This window comes from Blattabacterium cuenoti, from assembly GCF_014251775.1.
In the GTDB taxonomy this organism is placed as follows: Bacteria; Bacteroidota; Bacteroidia; order Flavobacteriales; family Blattabacteriaceae; genus Blattabacterium; species Blattabacterium cuenoti_H.
The window spans coordinates 71,220-89,191 of record NZ_CP059199.1 but is presented as its reverse complement, the minus strand read 5'-3'; the positions used below and the strand labels follow the sequence as shown (position 1 = coordinate 89,191).

Sequence of the window (17,972 nt, the reverse complement as noted above, 5' to 3'; positions counted from 1 at the left end):
TCAGTATAAATGTATTGATTTATTTATCTATATTGATTTTATATCCATCTAAAATAGAAGATACGTTTTCTTTATACAATCCACTAGATGAAAGATTTAAAATATTTCAAGTATTTACTCATATGTTTATACATTCTAAAAATATATTATTACACATAATTCTTAATATGTTGGGATTATTAATGTTTGGGAGAAAAATGGAAAATCTATTAGGATCTAGAAAATTAATTATGTTATATATAGTATCTGGAATTTTATCTGCATTTGTACAAATTATATTTAATACTGGATTAATATTTTATTTTATTAAAAATTTTAGTTTTGAAAAAATTAATTATTCATTAATTTTATTATCCGAATATAAAAGATTCACTATATATAGTTATATTTATTCTCCTATGATGGGGGCATCTGGAGCTGTAAGTGGAATTTTAGGAGCTTTTGCTATATTTTATCCAGAACAGAAGATTTTTATATTACCGTTCCCTTTACCAATTAGAATAAAAAAAGCGATTATAATTTTCATTATAATAAGTTTATTATCATCTATATTTAATTTATCACCAGGTATTGCACATTTTGCACATATTGGTGGAATATTATCCGGTTATTTAATAGGAAATTTTTTTTTTCAAAAAAAAATAAAATATTTTTTAATTTAATCAGTTAATTTTTTTCATTATTCTATTCCAACGGATATTCCATTTTAGGAAATTAATAGGATTATCTTCATCCCAAGAAACACTCATCCATGTAATCAAAGCTGGTCCAATGATTTGATTATCAGAAACCAATCCCCAATATCTAGAATCATAAGAATTATGTCTATTATCTCCCATCATAAAATAATAATGATTGTTTATTTTTATAAATTTCTTTAAACCTTTATTGATTAATCTTTTTTTATTACATTCATAAGGAAAAATTTTTTTATACATATGCGCATTATCTGAATTAATTTCAACTAAATCTCCTTTTTTAGGAATATGAAGTGGTCCAAAAAAATCTTTATTCCATATAATTTCCTCTTTATTTTGTATAATACAATTATCTTTTATATTATTAGGTGTTATATACTTTTCTATAAAAATTTTATTTTTGAATAAATATTTCATTTTTTTGACATCTTCTTTAGTTAAAGTGGTTTGATAATAGTATTTTTGATATTTTTTTCCTAAAAAATATATTTTTTTTATATCCATATTATCTTTTAAAAATTTTATATTTAGATAAATTTTATTTGTTTTTATAATATAAGATTGTTGTTTTGTTGAAAAAAATTCATTTTTCTCTTTTTTATTATTAATAAATAAATTACCATTTTTAATAAAAATAGTATCTCCTGGAATCCCTACACATCTTTTAATATAATTATATTTTTTATCTATTATTGAATTTTCATAATTTATAGGAAATTTAAAAGCAATTATATCGTTTCTTTTTATTGATTGCATAGAATTAAAACTAAATGGAAAATAATCCTTTAATCCTAAAAAATTATTTTTTTTAAATGTAAATGGAATAAAAACAGGTAAAATAGGTAATTTCAATCCATAATGGATTTTACTAACTAATATAAAATCTCCTACTAACAATGTTTTTTCCATAGATGAAGTAGGAATAAAAAATGGTTGGATTATATAAGTTTGAATAATAAAAGAAAAAATTATAGATAATAAAAAATTATTATTTTTAATATCTATTTTTTTTATAACTAAAATATCATTTTTTTTACGAAAAAAATTAATATAAAGTATATGAAAAAATCCAAAAAATATTAAATATATTAAAAATGATAAAGAAAATTTATTTTTATGGAATGAATAAATTAGATCAATCCACAAAATTAAATATAAAATAATACTAGTTAATGGATTAATCAATAAAAACATATAAAAAATAGACCTTCTATGTGCTTTTAGATAATTTGCAATATTGTAAAATGGGATAAAAGACTTTTGATAACTGATATTAAAATTTTTATATATATTACAGGTTAATAGTATATGGATAATATTTTCAATTAACAAAAAAATGCTATGATATATAATATATTCTAACATCAATTAGAATTTATAATTCCAAAACATCTTTCATTGAAAAAAAACCTTTTTTATCTAAAAGCCATTCTGCAGCAATAATGGCACCAATAGCAAATATATCTCTATTATATGCTTCATGTTTTAAAACTATTTTTTCAATGATAGATTTATAAATTACTTTATGTTCTCCTATTACATTATCCAATCTTTTAGATTCTATGAATATAGAATTAGTATCTTTTTTATTTTCATCATTATGATTTATAATCTTCCATGATTTTTTCATTTTACTACTTATTATATCATTGGCTAATGATATAGCAGTTCCACTAGGTTTATCTATTTTTTTTGTATGATGAGTTTCTTTTATTATTACCTCATATTCATTTGAATATGGATATAACAAATTGGATAATTTTTTATTTATTATATAAAATATATTCATTCCAATACTAAAATTAGAAGAATATAAAAAAGATCCTTTATTATTTAGACAAATATTTTTAACTATATTTAGTTTTTCTAACCAGCCTGTAGTACCACATACAACTGGAATGTTATTTTCTATACAAATTTTTACGTTTTGAAAAGCTGTATTTGGTTGACTAAATTCTATTGCTAGATCTGAATTTTTTAATAATTTTGGATTAGGAGTATTATCATAACGTAATGAAATATTATGATTTCTAAGTTTTGCTATTCTTTCCAAAGCTTTTCCCATTTTTCCATAACCTATAATTGCTATATTCATAATTTTATTTTAAATAAAATTTCTAATAAAATACATAAATTTATTTATATTTAAATTAAATTTAGCTGACTCAGCCCACGTGGTGAAATTGGTAGACACGCCACCTTGAGGGGGTGGTATCTGCAAAGATGTGCTGGTTCAAATCCAGTCGTGGGTATTATTAATTATTTATCAAACAAATAATAATTAAATAAGTACGCGAAATAAATCGGGATTTTTATTTAAATATTGAAAATTAACATTGTGTTTATTCATTTTTTCTAATAATTTAGGAAATTCCTTTTTATCTATTAATTCAATTCCTATTATTGCTGGTCCTTCCTCTCTTGAGGTTTTTTTAGAATACGAAAAATAAGAAATATCATGTTTAGGTCCTAAAACGTTATTGATAAATTCTTTTAAAGATCCAGATCTTTGTGGAAATTTAACTATAAAATAATGTTTTTTCTCTTCATATAAAAGAGATCTTTCCCTTATTTCTTCTGTTCTGGTAATATCATTATTTCCTCCACTTAATATACATACTATATTTTTTCCTTTTATTTCTTTAGAATAAAAATCTAAAGCAGATATTGATAAAGCTCCAGCTGGTTCTGCCACTATAGCTTCTAAATTATATAAATCTAAAATAGTAGTACATACTTTTCCTTCTGGAACAGTTTTTATATCATATAAAATTTTTTTACATATTTTAAAGTTTAATTCCCCTACCTTTTTTACTGAAGCTCCATCAATAAATCTATCAATTTCGTTTAATTCTAAAACCTTTCCATTTTTTAATGAATAACTCATTGATGGAGCTCCAGTAGGTTCTACACCAATAATTTTTGTTTCAGGGCTAAAATGTTTAAAATAACTTCCAACTCCAGAAATCAACCCGCCTCCTCCAATAGGAATAAAAATATAATCAATTGTTACATTAGATTGTTGTAATATTTCTAATCCAATTGTGGCTTGTCCTTCAATAATCTTGGTATCATCAAATGGATGAATAAATAACTTTTTATTTTTCTTACAATCTTTTATTGCTTCAAAGTTTACTGCATCAAAATTATCCCCTATAAGAATTATTTCTATATATTTTTTTCCAAATTTTTCTACTCTATCTATTTTTTGTTTAGGAGTAGTATTAGGCATATATATTTTTCCAGGAATTTTTAATTTTTTACAAGAATAAGCTACTCCTTGCGCATGATTTCCAGCACTAGCACAAACAATTCCATTTTTTAAATGAAAAGAGGATAAACTTTTTATTTTATTATACGCCCCTCTAATTTTATAGGAACGTATAATCTGTAAATCTTCTCTTTTTAAAAAGACATTAGCATTGTATTTTTCTGATAAAAAATTATTTTTTTGTAATGGAGTATTGAAAATAATATTTTTTAAACGATTTTTCGCATTAATTATTCCTTGTAAAGTAGGAAAATAATTGTCAATAATTTTATATATCAATTTTAAAAAAGTTAATCTTTTTTATCTGGTCTTAAATTACGAATAACTGCACCTACTTTCCATAATTCACTATTTTTTAATTCTTTTAATTCCTTTTCTAATTTATTTCTATAATCTAATTCACTATTAGAAACAATAATTCTTTCTGCTTCATTTCCAGAAGATACTTCTTCATATAATTCTTCAAATAATGGTAATGTAATATCTCTAAATTTTTTCCACCAATCTAAAGCACCTCTTTGTGCAGTAGTGGAACAATTAGAGTACATCCAATCCATTCCATTTTCTGCTACTAAAGGCATTAGACTTTGAGTTAGTTCTTCTACCGTCTCATTAAAAGCTTCTGATGGAGAATGCCCATTTTTTCTTAAAACTTGATATTGAGCACAAAATATTCCTTGTATTGCCCCCATTAAAGTTCCTCTTTCACCTACTAAATCAGAGTAAACTTCATTTTTAAAATTTGTTTTAAATAAATATCCAGAACCAATTCCAATACCAATAGATAAAGTTTTTTCTAAACTTTTTCCGCTATAATCTTGATAAATAGCATAACTAGAATTAATCCCTTTTCCTTTTTTAAAAAGTCTTCTTAGACTAGTTCCTGATCCTTTAGGTGCTACTAGAAAAATATCTATATTTTTTGGAGGATATATTTTTGTTTTTTTATGGAAAGTTAATCCGAATCCATGAGAAAAATATAAAGATTTATTTTTTGTTAGATATTTTTTAAGTATTGGCCAAAATGATATTTGACCAGCATCTGATAATAAATACATTAATATTGTTCCTTTACTACATGCTTCTTCCAAAGAAAATAGATTTTTTCCTTCGATCCAACCATCTTTCAACGCTTTTTTCCAAGAAACAGATTTTTTTCTTTGTCCGATAATTACATTAAATCCATTATCTCTTAAATTTAAAGATTGTCCAGGTCCTTGAATACCGTAACCTAATACAGATATTGTTTCTTTTTCTAATATATTTTTAGCTTTATTTAAAGAAAATTCTTCTCTAGTAATAATATTTTCTTCTGTGTTTCCAAATTTTATTTTCATACTGAAATTTTTTTTTTATAGTAATAAGTATGACTAATTCCAATTAGTTGATTAATCAACTTATTAAGTTTTATTAATTGATTTTTTTTACATTCTAAATCTAGTAAGTATTCATTTATATTATTTTCAAATTTTTTTTTAGATACATTTATATAATTAATTTTTAAATTTCTTCGACTTATTAAAATAAGTATTCTATTTAATAATCTTATTTCATTTTCTCCTATAATTACTAATCTAAACTTATGAATCATAATTTTAAACGTATTTCCTCAACAGATGATCCTGATGGAATCATAGGAAAAACATTTTCCTCTGTTTCTACTATTATTTCTAATAAAAAAGATTTTTTATCATTACTTAATGCTGTTTTTATAGATTTTTGTAAATTTTCTCTTTTATAAACTTTTTTAGCTGCTATATTATAAGCATTAGCTATTTTTACAAAATCTGGATTTTGTAATTTTGTAAATGAATAACGTTTTTTAAAAAAAAGTTGTTGCCATTGACGGACCATACCTAGAAAATTATTATTCAATAATATTATTTTTATAGATACATTATTTTGTAATATAGTTCCCATTTCTTGTATAGTCATTTGTATACCTCCATCACCTACAATACATAAAACTTGTCTATTTTTTGCTCCTAATTTTGCTCCTATTGAAGCTGGTAAAGCAAAACCCATTGTTCCTAACCCTCCAGAAGTTATTTGACTTTTTTTACAACTAAAATTAAAGTATCTTGATGCTATCATTTGATGTTGTCCTACATCTGTGACAAGAATTGCATTTTTTTTTTTATATAAATTTATCCATTTTAAAACTTCTCCCATAGTTATTTTTTTATTTTTGGGATTAAGATCTTTTTTCATTACTACATTTTTTTCCTTATCTTTTAAGGAAAGAAAATTTTTTAACCATTTCTTATGACTAGATTTTATAACAAGTTTATTAAGTTTTTTTAAGGAAATTTTACAATTTCCTAAAATTGGAACATGACATAAAATATTTTTATTTATTTCAGAATTATCTATATCAAGATGAATTATTTTAGCTTGTTTAGCGTATTTATTTATATTTCCAGTTACACGATCGTCAAATCGCATTCCTATTGCAATAATTACATCAGATTTATTAGTTAAAATATTTGGACCATAATTCCCATGCATTCCTAACATTCCTACATATAAATTATGATTACTAGATAATGATCCTAATCCTAATAATGTACAAGCTACTGGTATACCAGTTTTTTCAAGAAATTCTTTTAGTTCTTTTTCTGCATTAGCTAATATTACACCTTGACCAACTAATGCTAATGGCTTTTTCGATTTATTTATAATAGACGCAGCTTCCTTTATTTTATTATTTTCTACAATTGGAAATGGATTAAAATTTTTAATTTTATTAATACATTTAAAATAAAATATTGATTTTTGTAGTTGTGCATCTTTAGTTATGTCAATTAAAATTGGACCAGGACGACCATTTTTTGCTATGAAAAAACCCTTTTGAATAGATTTACAAATATCTTTTGCATAAATAACTTGAGTATTCCATTTAGTTACTGGAAGTGAAATGTCTATTATATTTGTTTCTTGAAAAGCATCGGTTCCCAAAAGATCAGAAGAAACTTGTCCTGTTATACAAACAATTGGAGTACTATCAATCAATGCATCTGCTAGTCCAGTAATTAAATTAGTTGCCCCAGGACCAGAAGTAGTAAAACATACCCCGACTTTTCCAGTAGATCTAGCATAACCTTGTGCTGCATGAATAGCTCCTTGTTCATGACGCATTAAAATATGTGATATTGAATCCGAATAATCATATAAGGAATCATATATTGGCATAATGGCCCCTCCAGGATATCCAAATATATATTTTACATATTCATTTAAAAGAGTTTTTATTACTATTTCGGAACCGGAAAATATTTTTTTTTCCATATATAACATACAAAAATTGAATCAAAATTCGTCCGTAACGCATCCTTTAGATGCTGATGATACTAATTTAGAATATTTATATAAATAACCTTTTTTTATTTTTGATAAAGGTGCAAGCCAAGATTTTTTTCTTTTTTCTATTTCAGATTTTTCTAATTCTACATCTATAGTGTTTCTTTCAGCATCTATTTTAATAAAATCACCATTTTTTATGAAAGCTATCATCCCACCTACTTGGGCTTCAGGAGTAATATGTCCTACTACAAATCCATGAGTACCTCCTGAAAATCTTCCATCTGTAATAAGAGCAATATTTTTTCCTAATCCACTTCCCATAATATATGAAGTTGGTTTTAACATTTCTGGCATTCCTGGAGCTCCTCTTGGCCCTACATATCTTATTACTAATACTATTCCTGGAATAATTTTATTGTTTAAAATTGCATAATTTGCTTCTTTTTCAGAATTAAATACCATAGCTTTTCCTCTAAAAATCAAACCTTCTATTCCAGTTATTTTTGCTACAGAACCATTTGGAGATAAATTTCCATATAAAATTCTAATGTGTCCACTATTTTTAATGGGTTTTTCAATAGGAAAAATAATTTTTTGATTGTTAAAATTTATATCAGGTACATCTATTAAATTTTCATTGATTGTTTTTCCAGTCACTGTTAAAGAATCACCATTTAATAATTTTTTTTTTATTAAATATTTAATAATAATTGGTAATCCTCCAATTGAATGAATATCTTCCATCAAATACTTCCCACTGGGTTTTAAATTTCCAATAAAAGGAACTTTTTCACTAATTTTTTGGATATCTGAAAGATCTAAATTTATATCAGCTGCTCTAGCAATAGCTAATATATGTAAAACTAAATTAGTAGATCCACCTAAACATATAGCCAATTTTATTCCATTTTCTATAGAAGTTTTTGTTATTATATCTTTAGGTTTTATATTATTTTTTAATAATTTCTTTATATATATAGCTGATTTTTTGCATTCTTCAATTTTTTCAATACTAGTTGATGGATTAGAAGATGAATATGGTAACATAATTCCCATAGTTTCTAATATTGCTGCCATAGTATTTGCTGTATACATTCCCCCACATGCTCCAGGACCAGGACAAGAATTTTTTATTATTTTTTTGTATTCTTCATTAGATATTTTACCTGTATTTTTTTTCCCTAAAGCTTCAAAAGAAGAAATAATATCTATCTTATCATTTTTATATCTTCCAGAAGAAATGCTCCCCCCATAAATAATAATTGATGGTCTATTTAACCGGATTATAGCTATGGTAACACCAGGAATATTTTTATCACAACCGGGAATAGCAATTACTCCATCATAATAATGAGAATTAATTACCGATTCTATACTATCTGCGATGATCTCTCTAGAAGGAAGAGAATATTTCATTCCATCTGTTCCCATTGTAATTCCATCACTTATTCCAATAGTATTAATTCTAAATCCAACTAGATCATTAGATATAGATTCTAATTTAACTTTTTCTGATAATTTATTAAGATGCATATTACATGGATTTCCTTCATACCAATTGCTAACTATTCCTATTTGAGCTTTATGAAAATCTAAATCTTTTAATCCAGTGGCATATAACATTGCATGTGCAGCTGGCAAATCAGAATTTTCTGTTATTTTTTTACTAAAATTATTAATCTTTTTTTCCATCTAACATTTTAATAATACCGAACTCATTATTTTATTCCATGATTTAAAGTAATTAATTTTTTAAAAATAACTTTATAATCGAAATCAAATATCATATGCGATATGATGCAAAAATAATAAAAAAAAAATCAATTCAATTTATATAATATCATCCTTTAAATGAATCAAGATATTATTCCGGATCCAATTAGTTCTTTATTAAGATACCAAACTGCAAATTGTCCTTCTGATATTGCATATTGCATTTTTTCAAAAAAAATTAATATTCCTAATTTTAATTTAAATAAAGTGGCTTTTTGTAAAGATTGTCTATATCTAATTCTACAAAAAACTTTCATTTTTTCTCCTTCTAAGGATAAGAATATATCACTTCTAATCCAATGAATATCTTTTTCTTTAATAAATAAATATTTTCTATATAAACCAGGATGTTCTCGTCCCATTCCGGTATAGATAATATTTTTTTCTATATCAGTATCAATAACAAAAAGAGCTTTCTTGTATCCTCCAATAGATATACCTTTTCTTTGTCCCTTAGTAAATTGATGAGCACCTGAATGATATCCGATAATTTTTCCATCTGTTTCTTTGTATTTAATCTTTTTTTTGATAGAAAAAAAATTATCAGTTTTTGATATATTATTATTTTTATAAATTGAAGAACTAGATTTTATATAAATAACTTTTCCCTTTTTTTTACTAATTCTTTTTTCAAGAAACTCTGGAAGTTTAATTTTTCCAACAAAACATAATCCTTGAGAATCTTTTTTATAAGCATTACAAAAATTATTTGATTTAGCAATTTTTCTTACTTCATCTTTAGTTAGATTTCCTAATGGAAATAAGGATTTTTTTAATTGATATTGACTTAGTCTACACAAGAAATAAGATTGGTCTTTATTTAAATCTTTTCCAATAAGAATACGATATATTATTTTATTATTTTTTATTAATTCTTTTTTTTTTACATAATGTCCAGTAGCTATAAAATCAGCTTTTAATTTAATAGTTGCTATTTTCAAAAAAAAATTAAATTTTATTTTTTCATTACATAATATATCAGGATTAGGGGTTTTTCCAATTTTATATTCATTAAACATATAATTGATTACATATTTATTATATTCCTTTTTCATTTTTATCACTTGAAAAGGAATTTTCAATTTATTAGCTATTAGCATAGCATCAATACTATCTTTTATCCAATTACATTTAAAAACAGGATCTTCCCAATTATTAATAAATAGTCCGATTACATTATATCCTTTTTTTTTTAAAATTAGTGCAGCAACACTAGAATCTACTCCACCGGATAATGCTACAACAACCGTTTTTTTTTTTTCATAATTTTTTGATTGTTAATAAATTAAAATTATCTTTTTTAAGATAATATTAAGAGAACATTTCTTTCATTCTATCAAAAAAAGATTTTTCTGAATTTTTTGGATGCGGAATAAAATTTTCGTTTTTTCTCATTTTTTCAAAAAATTCTCTTTGTTCTTCATTAATTTTTTTAGGAGTCCATACGTTAATATGGATTAATAAACTTCCATTTCCATATCCTTCTATATTAGGTAATCCTTTATTTTTTAATCTTAGAGTATTTCCTGATTGTGTTCCTGGATTTATTTTTATTCTAGCTTTTCCATTAATAGTAGGAACTTCTTTGATAGTTCCTAATATCGCATCTGAAAAGGAAATATATAAATCATAATGTAAATTATTTCCTTCTCTTTTTAATTCTTTATGAGGAATTTCTTCTATTAATACAATTAAATCTCCCGGTACACCACCAAATGGTGCATCATTTCCTTTTTCAGGTACTTTTAGTTGAATTCCCTCTGTTAATCCTGCAGGTATCTTGATATTAACTAATTCTTCTTTTTTAATTAATCCATATCTATTAGCTCCATAAGGAATATTTTCTATACTTTTTCCAGTTCCATGACATGTATTACATTGAGAAGAAGTCTGCATTCTCCCTAATATAGTATTAGTTACACGTACTATATGACCAGTCCCATTACATGAGGAACAAATTTTTATTCTTGTTCCTTTAGCCATTTTTAATATTTTTACTTTAACTTTTTTTTCTATTCCATTTGCTATTTCTTCTAATGTTAATTTTACTCTAATCCTTAAATTACTTCCTTTAATTGTTTTTTGACTAGATGATCGGCCAAATCCAAAACTAGAAAAACCATCTCCAAATGCATCGGAAAAAATATCTCCAAAATTTGAAAATATATCTTCCATATTCATACTTCCACCAGCACTATTTCTTACTCCAGAGTGCCCAAATTTATCATAACGAGATCTTTTTTCAGGATTTCCTAAAACTTCATATGCTTCAGCAGCTTCTTTAAATTTTTCTTCTGCATTTTTTTTATCATGTAAATTTTTATCTGGATGATATTTTATTGCTAATCTTCTATAAGATTTCTTTATTTCTTCTGGTGTAGCATTTCTGGATACTCCTAGTATTTCGTAATAATCTTTTTTCATTATAAAAAATTATTTTTGTTATTTTCCAGTAATAACTTTTGCGTGTCGTATTACTTTTTCTTTTAGAAGATATCCATCTTCCACAATATCTATTATTTTACCTTTTAAATTATCTTTAATAGCAGGGATTTGTGTAATTGCTTCATGAAAATCAGTATTAAATTCATCTCCTTTTTTTACTTCTATTTTCTTTAATCCTTTTTGTTTTAAAATTTTTATCAATTTTTCTTGTATTAATGAAATTCCTTTTAAAATAATTTTATCTTTAGATTTTTTTAATTCTTTTAATCCTCTATCAAAATCATCTAAAATTGGAATTAACTCAATAATAATTTGTTCGTGAATAACCTCAAAAATATCAAATTTTTCTTTTTTTATACGTTTTTTATAATTTTCAAATTCAGCAAAAAGACGCAAAAATTTATCTTTTTCTTTTTCTAATTGATCCTTCAATATTTTTTTTTCTTGATTATTTTCCAAAATTTTTTTTTTAGAATCAGAAGAAGAAAGATTTTTATCTTTATCGATATTTATTTCATTGATATTATCACTCATAATATATAAAGTATTTACTTCTTTTCTTTATTATTTAATATTTAATCAAATAAAATTAGAAAAATTTTTTCCAATTTTATATTCAGATAACTTATCATTATTGATAAGTATTAAAATTTAAATTTTTTCTTATAAAATTTAACTTTTTTTTAGCTATAATTTTTGCTTTTTGAGCACCTAAAAATAAAATTTTATCTAAAAAATTTTTATTATTTATATAAAACAAAAACTTTTCTCTTTCTTTTGAAAATTTTTTTATAATAAAATCATATAAAGTCATTTTAGCTTCAAAATATCCATATTTTCCTATTAAATATTTATTTTCCATTTCTTTAACCTTATTCACAGGTGCTATTAATTTATATAAAGAAATTATATAATCTTTTTCTGGATTTTTTTTTTCTTGTAAAGATTTATTATCAGTATGAATTTTCATAACTTGTTTTTTTAAAATTTCATTTGAAGAAAATATATTAATACAATTATTTTTTGATTTACTCATTTTTGTTCCATCTGTTCCTATAACTAGCATATTTTTCTTATGTAAAAGAGGATTAGGTAATGTAAATATTTTCTTTTTAATTTTTTTATTAAAAAAATTAGCTATCCGTCTGGTAATCTCAATATGTTGAATTTGATCTTTTCCTACTGGAATAATGTTAGCATCATAAAGTAAAATATCCGCTGCCATTAATATAGGATAAGTAAATAATCCTAAATTTATTTGTTTATTTTTTTTTTCTTTAAAAGAATGAGATAATAAAAGTCTGTTATAGGGGAAAAAACATCCTAAATACCAAGCTAATTCGGTAACTTCTGGAATATCAGATTGTCTATAGAATAGACAATTATCTGTATTTAATCCAAAAGCGAGCCAAGCCGCAGCTATTTGATAAACATTTTCTTTTATATATGGGATATTATCTGTTTCAATTAAAGAATGCAAATCTGCTATAAATATAAATAATGAATTTTTTTGATTGTTATTAGTAGAAATTTTTACAGATGGAATAATAACACTTAAAATATTTCCTAAATGAGGAACTCCTGTACTTCTAATTCCTGTTAGAATATTTTTTATAGTCATATTTATTTTATTGATTCTAATCCGCTTATAATTTCAAGTATTTCTTTGGTTATAATATTTTGTCTACTTTTATTATAATGTAATATTAAATTGTTCTTGATACTATATGCATTATCTGTAGCTTGATGCATTGAAATCATACGAGATGTATTTTCAGAAGATAGAGATTCTATAAAAATTTTTTTGAATTTTACTTCTAAAAATAAAGGAATAAAATAATTCAAAATATCTTTAATAGTAGATTCTAAAATAGGTTGTATTTTTAGTTGTTTTTTATTTTGATTAGAATCAATAATTTTATTAGGGATAGGAAGAATTTTATTAAAAATAATTTCTTGACTAAAAGTTTTTTTGAAAATATGATGAATTAAATATACTGAATTAAATTCTTTGTTTAAGAAATCTTTAATTAATTTTTTTATAAATTGTTTAGGATTTTCTTCAAAAGAAAAGTTATTATTCCAAATACAATATTTTTTTTTTTTTAAAAAAATTCTTCCTTTATTTCCTATAGAAAAAAATAAATAATTTTTTTTATTGATATCAATATTTAATTCTTTAATTTGATTAAAAATTAAAGAATTAAATGATCCACAAAGTCCTTTATTAGATGTAAATAAAATAAATAATTTTTTATTAATACAATTTTTTTTAGAATCATAAAAAAAAATATTATTTTTTTCAATTTTAGATATTAAATCTATAAAAATCCACTCCATATAATTCATATAATCTAAAATATGATAAAATTTATCTTTAAATTTTCTCAATTTAGATATAGATATCATTTTCATTGCTTCTGTTGTTTTTATAACTGAATTAATTGAAAATATTTTTTTTTTAATTTCTTTTATATTTGACATTAATGTAACTACTAAATATTAGTTAATCTTAATTAAGATTTTCTTTTTTTATTATTTTTTTAGCAGTATTTTTTAATACTGTAGATATTTTTTCATTAAAAATTCCATCTTTTAAAGATTCCAATAACTTTTTATGTTTTGTATTTAAAAAATCCAAAAATTTTTTTTCAAAAAAAGAAATTTTATAAATAGGTACATCTTTTAAGATGTATTGAGTCCCAATATATATAATAGCGATTTGATTTGATATTTCATATGGACTATAAGGAGGTTGTTTTAAAATCTCTATATTGATTTTTCCTTTTTTTAATAGATTCATAGTATTAGAATCTAATTCTGATCCGAACTTAGAAAATGATTCTAACTCTCTAAATTGAGCTTGATCCAATTTTAAGGTTCCAGATATTTTCCTCATAGAATTAATTTGAGCTGAACCTCCAACACGAGAAACGGATATACTTTCATTAATTGCTGGCCGAATGCCTGAATTAAATAAATCTTTTTCTAAAAAAATTTGTCCATCTGTAATAGATATTACATTAGTAGGAATATAAGAGGATATATCTCCAAATTGGGTTTCTATAATTGGTAAAGCTGTAAGTGATCCTCCACCTTTAACATATTTTTTTATAGATTTTGGAATGTCGTTCATATTATTAGCCATATTATTATCTCTTATAATTTTAGAAGAACGTTCTAATAAACGAGAATGCAAATAAAATATATCTCCTGGATATGCATCTCTTCCTGGTGGTCTACGTAATAATAAAGATATTTCTCTATAAGAAACAGCTTGTTTTGATAAATCATCATATACAATTAAAGACGATCGTCCAGTATCTCTAAAATATTCCCCAATAGAAGTCCCAGAAAAAGCAGCATATACTTGCATTGATGCTGAATCATACGAAGTGGCAGCTACTATAACTGTATAAGACATAGCATTTTTTTCTTCCAATATTTTTTTTATCCTTGCTATCGTAGATCCTTTTTGACCAATAGATACATATATACAATAAACAGGGTTTTCTTTATTAAATCTTCTTTGATTAATAATAGTATCAATAGCTATAGTAGTTTTTCCAGTTTGTCGATCACCAATAATTAATTCTCTTTGTCCTTTTCCTATAGGAATCATTGAATCTATGAATTTTATTCCGGTTTGCAATGGTTCTTTTACTGGTTCTCTATAAATTACTTCAGGAGCTTTTCTTTCTACAGGCATTTCAAATAATTTTCCTTTTATTGATCCTTTTCCATCAATGGGATCACCTAATGCATTAATTACACGGCCAAACAAACCTTCTCCTACTTTTATAGTAAAATTTTTTTTGGTTCTTCTTACAAAATCACCTTCTTTTATTTTCTTAGAAAGACTAAGCAATACAATGCTTACATGATCTTCATCAAGATTTAACACAATTCCTTTTTCTTGATTTTCAAACTCTACTATTTCTCCATAAAAAACTAAGTTTAAACCAAAAGCTCTAATAATTCCATCTCCTACCTGAACTACAATTCCGTATTCAGATAATTTTGATTGAAATTTAAAATCGGATAATTGTTTTTTTAATATTGATGATATTTCAGAGAATTTTATTTCCGACATTTTATTTTTTTTTTAATAAAATCAAATTTTTTTTAATGCTAAAATTCCATTCTTTATATTCTGTCATGAATATAAATCCTCCAATAATAGAATTATCTATACGATTAATTATATGGAATTTTTCTTGATTAGGAATTATTTTTTTTGATATCATTTTTTGTAAATCCTCGCTTATAGGAACAGCGGTAATTATAATACATTTTATTATATTTTTTATTTTTTTATCATATATATTTATATATTCTAATAATATTCTTTTTAATAAAAAAAATCTATTTTTTAATATTAAAATTTTCATGAAATTAAATAAAAATATATCAAAAAATATTTCTTTTATAATTTGTATTTTAATATTATTATTTAATAATGGATTATATAATAATTCCATTAAATAGTAATTCTTACATAATAGATTATATATATTTTTTATTGTTTTATATTTAAAATCTTTTCTTTTTTCATTTTCTTTAAAAAGAATCATCGCATAATGTTCAATTATTTTTTTGTAGAAAATCATAATTATTTTATTAATTTATTCTTTAGTAATTAGATCTTTTATAAAATTTTCTTGTTCAAAGTTATTATGCAATTCTTTTTTTAATATTTTTTCAGCTATATCAATAGATATATTTTTTATTTGATTTTTAAATAATTGAATTGATTTTTTTTGTTCAAAATCAATCATTTTTTTTGTATTATCTAAAATTTTTTTTTGTTGTAATATGCCATCTTTTTTAGCTTTGGATCGGATTTCTTCTCCAATTATTAATGCTTTTTCTAAAATTAATTCTTTTTTCTTACGAGCTTCTTCTAAAATTTTATTCTTTTTGATTTTTACATTTTTCAATTCAATTTCTATTTTATGAGCTTTTTTTATAGAATCTTTGATTTTGTTTTCTCTTTTTTCTATAAATTTTATAATTGGATTCCAAGCGAATTTGGATAAAAATAATATTAACATTAAGAATATTATTGTATTCCAAAATATTAATCCAATAGATGGGGAAATTAAATCCATGTATTTTTTTATTTATTTTAAAACTGCTAATAATGCAGTAACTATTCCAAATAAAGCAGCACCTTCAATAAGTGCTGCAGAAATAATCATTGCATTTTGTACTTTTTCTGAAGATTCAGGTTGTCTAGCAATTGCTTCCATAGCAGAACTCCCAATTTTTCCAATTCCTAATCCCGCTCCAATAACGGCAATTCCAGCTCCTAAAGCAGCTATTCCTGAATATATTAAATCTGTATTCATAATATTTTAATATTGTTTAATGTATTTTATATTTTTTTATAGAATTTCCTATTATCAATGCAGATAAAGTTGTAAAAATAAAAGATTGTAAAAATGCTACCATAACTTCTAACAAAGAAATAAAAAAACCAAAAATTACAGAAAATCCTATAATAAAAATATTTTTAAATATAAAAATAAGACAAATAAAACTTAAAACAATTATATGTCCAGCTAAAATATTAGCAAATAATCTAATACATAAAGTTAATGGACGAATAAAAATTCCTATTAATTCTATGGGGGCCAATAATATTTTAATTCCTATAGGAACACCTGGCATCCAAAAAATATGTTTCCAAAAACTTTTTTTACTATTTAAAATAGTTATAAAAAATGTTATAGTTGCTAATACTAAAGTTGTATTTATATTTCCTGTTACATTTGGAAATCCTGGTATAATTCCCATTAAATTATTGACTAATATAAAAAAAAATGATGATAATAAAAATGATAAATACTTTTTATAAGTATTTTTTCCTATATAGGGAATAGCGACTTCATCTCTTATAAAGAGAATTATATATTCTACTAATATCCATAATTTACAAATATTATTTTCTTTTGTTAGAGAATAATTATAGTTTTTTCCCATTTTTGTAAGAAAAAATATTAATAAAATAAAAGATATAAAAGTAGAAATAGTATTTTTGGTAATAGAAAAATCTAATGGTTTATCATTTATAGTATTTCCTTTATTATCAAAGTATAATTTTCCTAAAGAATTTGTCTGATATATATTTTCTCGAAACATTATATAATATCCATTTTTTCCTTTTACAGTTTTTCCATTCATTAAATCATATGATAAAAAAAATTCTAATCCATTATTCCAAATAATAATTGGTAATGGTATGCTAATATTAATTTTATTTTTTTTTATAAATTTCCATTCATGTGAATCATTTACATGGTTAAAAATAATATTAGATATGTTTAATGAATCATTTTTATTATTCTTTTTTTTCTGAAATAAATCATTATTAAATAATAAAACAAAGGATATAATAGACAATATTAATCTTAAAATCATTCTATGATATTAGATATTATTTAAATAAAAAAATAATATAACAAATTTATTTATTTTTA

Annotated in this window: 18 protein-coding genes and 1 tRNA gene; 2 read left to right on the top strand and 17 right to left on the bottom strand. The window is 23.1% G+C overall.

The window, feature by feature from the left end; all coding sequences use genetic code 11:
- Positions 1–14 precede the first annotated feature (14 nt).
- A complete protein-coding gene (locus H0H58_RS00395; RefSeq protein ID WP_238785149.1) occupies positions 15–662 on the top strand; it encodes a rhomboid family intramembrane serine protease in 648 nt (215 codons plus the stop codon).
- Here the strand turns inward: H0H58_RS00395 and lepB are convergent, their stop codons facing one another.
- Positions 663–2,063, bottom strand: coding sequence for a signal peptidase I (gene lepB / locus H0H58_RS00390; protein ID WP_185865087.1), 1,401 nt, complete (start codon positions 2,061–2,063; stop codon positions 663–665).
- Positions 2,064–2,073: 10 nt separating this feature from the next.
- Positions 2,074–2,793, bottom strand: coding sequence for a 4-hydroxy-tetrahydrodipicolinate reductase (dapB, locus tag H0H58_RS00385; protein WP_185865086.1), 720 nt, complete (start codon positions 2,791–2,793; stop codon positions 2,074–2,076).
- Positions 2,794–2,866: 73 nt separating this feature from the next.
- On the opposite strand from dapB, the gene H0H58_RS00380 reads away from it, so the two are divergent.
- Positions 2,867–2,950 (top strand) — tRNA-Leu (locus H0H58_RS00380).
- A 29-nt stretch (positions 2,951–2,979) separates the two neighbouring features.
- Here the strand turns inward: H0H58_RS00380 and ilvA are convergent.
- The 15 genes from ilvA to atpB all read right to left on the bottom strand — a co-directional run bounded on the left by ilvA (position 2,980) and on the right by atpB (position 17,895).
- Positions 2,980–4,245, bottom strand: coding sequence for a threonine ammonia-lyase (gene ilvA / locus H0H58_RS00375; RefSeq protein WP_185865263.1), 1,266 nt, complete (start codon positions 4,243–4,245; stop codon positions 2,980–2,982).
- Between the two features lie 14 nt (positions 4,246–4,259).
- On the bottom strand, positions 4,260–5,306 hold the full coding sequence (gene ilvC, locus H0H58_RS00370) for a ketol-acid reductoisomerase (RefSeq protein WP_185865085.1): 1,047 nt from the start codon (positions 5,304–5,306) through the stop codon (positions 4,260–4,262).
- Positions 5,303–5,560 (bottom strand): acetolactate synthase, encoded by a 258-nt coding sequence (locus H0H58_RS00365; protein WP_185865084.1) that lies wholly within the window; start codon positions 5,558–5,560, stop codon positions 5,303–5,305. The genes ilvC and H0H58_RS00365 overlap by 4 nt, the downstream gene beginning before the upstream one ends.
- The gene (gene ilvB, locus H0H58_RS00360) at positions 5,557–7,257 is read right to left on the bottom strand and encodes a biosynthetic-type acetolactate synthase large subunit (protein WP_185865083.1); all 1,701 of its coding nucleotides are present in this window, start codon (positions 7,255–7,257) and stop codon (positions 5,557–5,559) included. Before ilvB ends, H0H58_RS00365 begins: the two co-directional genes overlap by 4 nt.
- A 21-nt stretch (positions 7,258–7,278) precedes the next feature.
- Positions 7,279–8,964, bottom strand: a complete 1,686-nt coding sequence (gene ilvD / locus H0H58_RS00355) for a dihydroxy-acid dehydratase (protein WP_185865082.1) — start codon at positions 8,962–8,964, stop codon at positions 7,279–7,281.
- A 164-nt stretch (positions 8,965–9,128) separates the two neighbouring features.
- Complete coding sequence (gene mnmA, locus H0H58_RS00350; RefSeq protein WP_238785169.1) at positions 9,129–10,244, bottom strand: tRNA 2-thiouridine(34) synthase MnmA; 1,116 nt, start codon at positions 10,242–10,244, stop codon at positions 9,129–9,131.
- Between the two features lie 112 nt (positions 10,245–10,356).
- Positions 10,357–11,472 carry a DnaJ C-terminal domain-containing protein gene (locus H0H58_RS00345; protein ID WP_185865262.1) on the bottom strand — a complete coding sequence of 372 codons (1,116 nt, stop codon included), beginning with the start codon at positions 11,470–11,472 and terminating at the stop codon, positions 10,357–10,359.
- Between the two features lie 15 nt (positions 11,473–11,487).
- Positions 11,488–12,024, bottom strand: a complete 537-nt coding sequence (locus tag H0H58_RS00340) for a nucleotide exchange factor GrpE (RefSeq protein WP_185865081.1) — start codon at positions 12,022–12,024, stop codon at positions 11,488–11,490.
- 97 nt (positions 12,025–12,121) lie between these two features.
- Positions 12,122–13,105, bottom strand: a complete 984-nt coding sequence (gene trpS / locus H0H58_RS00335; protein WP_185865261.1) for a tryptophan--tRNA ligase — start codon at positions 13,103–13,105, stop codon at positions 12,122–12,124.
- Between the two features lie 8 nt (positions 13,106–13,113).
- Complete coding sequence (locus tag H0H58_RS00330; protein ID WP_185865080.1) at positions 13,114–13,974, bottom strand: F0F1 ATP synthase subunit gamma; 861 nt, start codon at positions 13,972–13,974, stop codon at positions 13,114–13,116.
- 28 nt (positions 13,975–14,002) lie between these two features.
- Complete coding sequence (atpA, locus tag H0H58_RS00325) at positions 14,003–15,583, bottom strand: F0F1 ATP synthase subunit alpha (RefSeq protein ID WP_185865079.1); 1,581 nt, start codon at positions 15,581–15,583, stop codon at positions 14,003–14,005.
- A gap of 1 nt (position 15,584) precedes the next feature.
- Positions 15,585–16,100, bottom strand: a complete 516-nt coding sequence (locus H0H58_RS00320; RefSeq protein WP_238785148.1) for a F0F1 ATP synthase subunit delta — start codon at positions 16,098–16,100, stop codon at positions 15,585–15,587.
- A gap of 15 nt (positions 16,101–16,115) precedes the next feature.
- Complete coding sequence (atpF, locus tag H0H58_RS00315; RefSeq protein WP_185865078.1) at positions 16,116–16,601, bottom strand: F0F1 ATP synthase subunit B; 486 nt, start codon at positions 16,599–16,601, stop codon at positions 16,116–16,118.
- Positions 16,602–16,613: 12 nt separating this feature from the next.
- Positions 16,614–16,841: an ATP synthase F0 subunit C gene (gene atpE / locus H0H58_RS00310; RefSeq protein ID WP_185865077.1), complete on the bottom strand. Its 228-nt coding sequence runs from the start codon at positions 16,839–16,841 to the stop codon at positions 16,614–16,616.
- Between the two features lie 16 nt (positions 16,842–16,857).
- Positions 16,858–17,895 (bottom strand): F0F1 ATP synthase subunit A, encoded by a 1,038-nt coding sequence (gene atpB, locus H0H58_RS00305; RefSeq protein WP_317168429.1) that lies wholly within the window; start codon positions 17,893–17,895, stop codon positions 16,858–16,860.
- Positions 17,896–17,972: the final 77 nt, after the last annotated feature.

Bases quoted from the DNA above. Each gene is read 5' to 3' on its own strand.
- lepB (WP_185865087.1), bottom strand. From the start codon at position 2,063: ATGTTAGAATATATTATATATCATAGCATTTTTTTGTTAATTGAAAAT.
- dapB (WP_185865086.1), bottom strand. From the start codon at position 2,793: ATGAATATAGCAATTATAGGTTATGGAAAAATGGGAAAAGCTTTGGAA.
- ilvC (WP_185865085.1), bottom strand. From the start codon at position 5,306: ATGAAAATAAAATTTGGAAACACAGAAGAAAATATTATTACTAGAGAA.
- H0H58_RS00365 (WP_185865084.1), bottom strand. From the start codon at position 5,560: ATGATTCATAAGTTTAGATTAGTAATTATAGGAGAAAATGAAATAAGA.
- ilvB (WP_185865083.1), bottom strand. From the start codon at position 7,257: ATGGAAAAAAAAATATTTTCCGGTTCCGAAATAGTAATAAAAACTCTT.
- ilvD (WP_185865082.1), bottom strand. From the start codon at position 8,964: ATGGAAAAAAAGATTAATAATTTTAGTAAAAAAATAACAGAAAATTCT.
- H0H58_RS00340 (WP_185865081.1), bottom strand. From the start codon at position 12,024: ATGAGTGATAATATCAATGAAATAAATATCGATAAAGATAAAAATCTT.
- H0H58_RS00330 (WP_185865080.1), bottom strand. From the start codon at position 13,974: ATGTCAAATATAAAAGAAATTAAAAAAAAAATATTTTCAATTAATTCA.
- atpA (WP_185865079.1), bottom strand. From the start codon at position 15,583: ATGTCGGAAATAAAATTCTCTGAAATATCATCAATATTAAAAAAACAA.
- H0H58_RS00320 (WP_238785148.1), bottom strand. From the start codon at position 16,100: ATGATTTTCTACAAAAAAATAATTGAACATTATGCGATGATTCTTTTT.
- atpF (WP_185865078.1), bottom strand. From the start codon at position 16,601: ATGGATTTAATTTCCCCATCTATTGGATTAATATTTTGGAATACAATA.
- atpE (WP_185865077.1), bottom strand. From the start codon at position 16,841: ATGAATACAGATTTAATATATTCAGGAATAGCTGCTTTAGGAGCTGGA.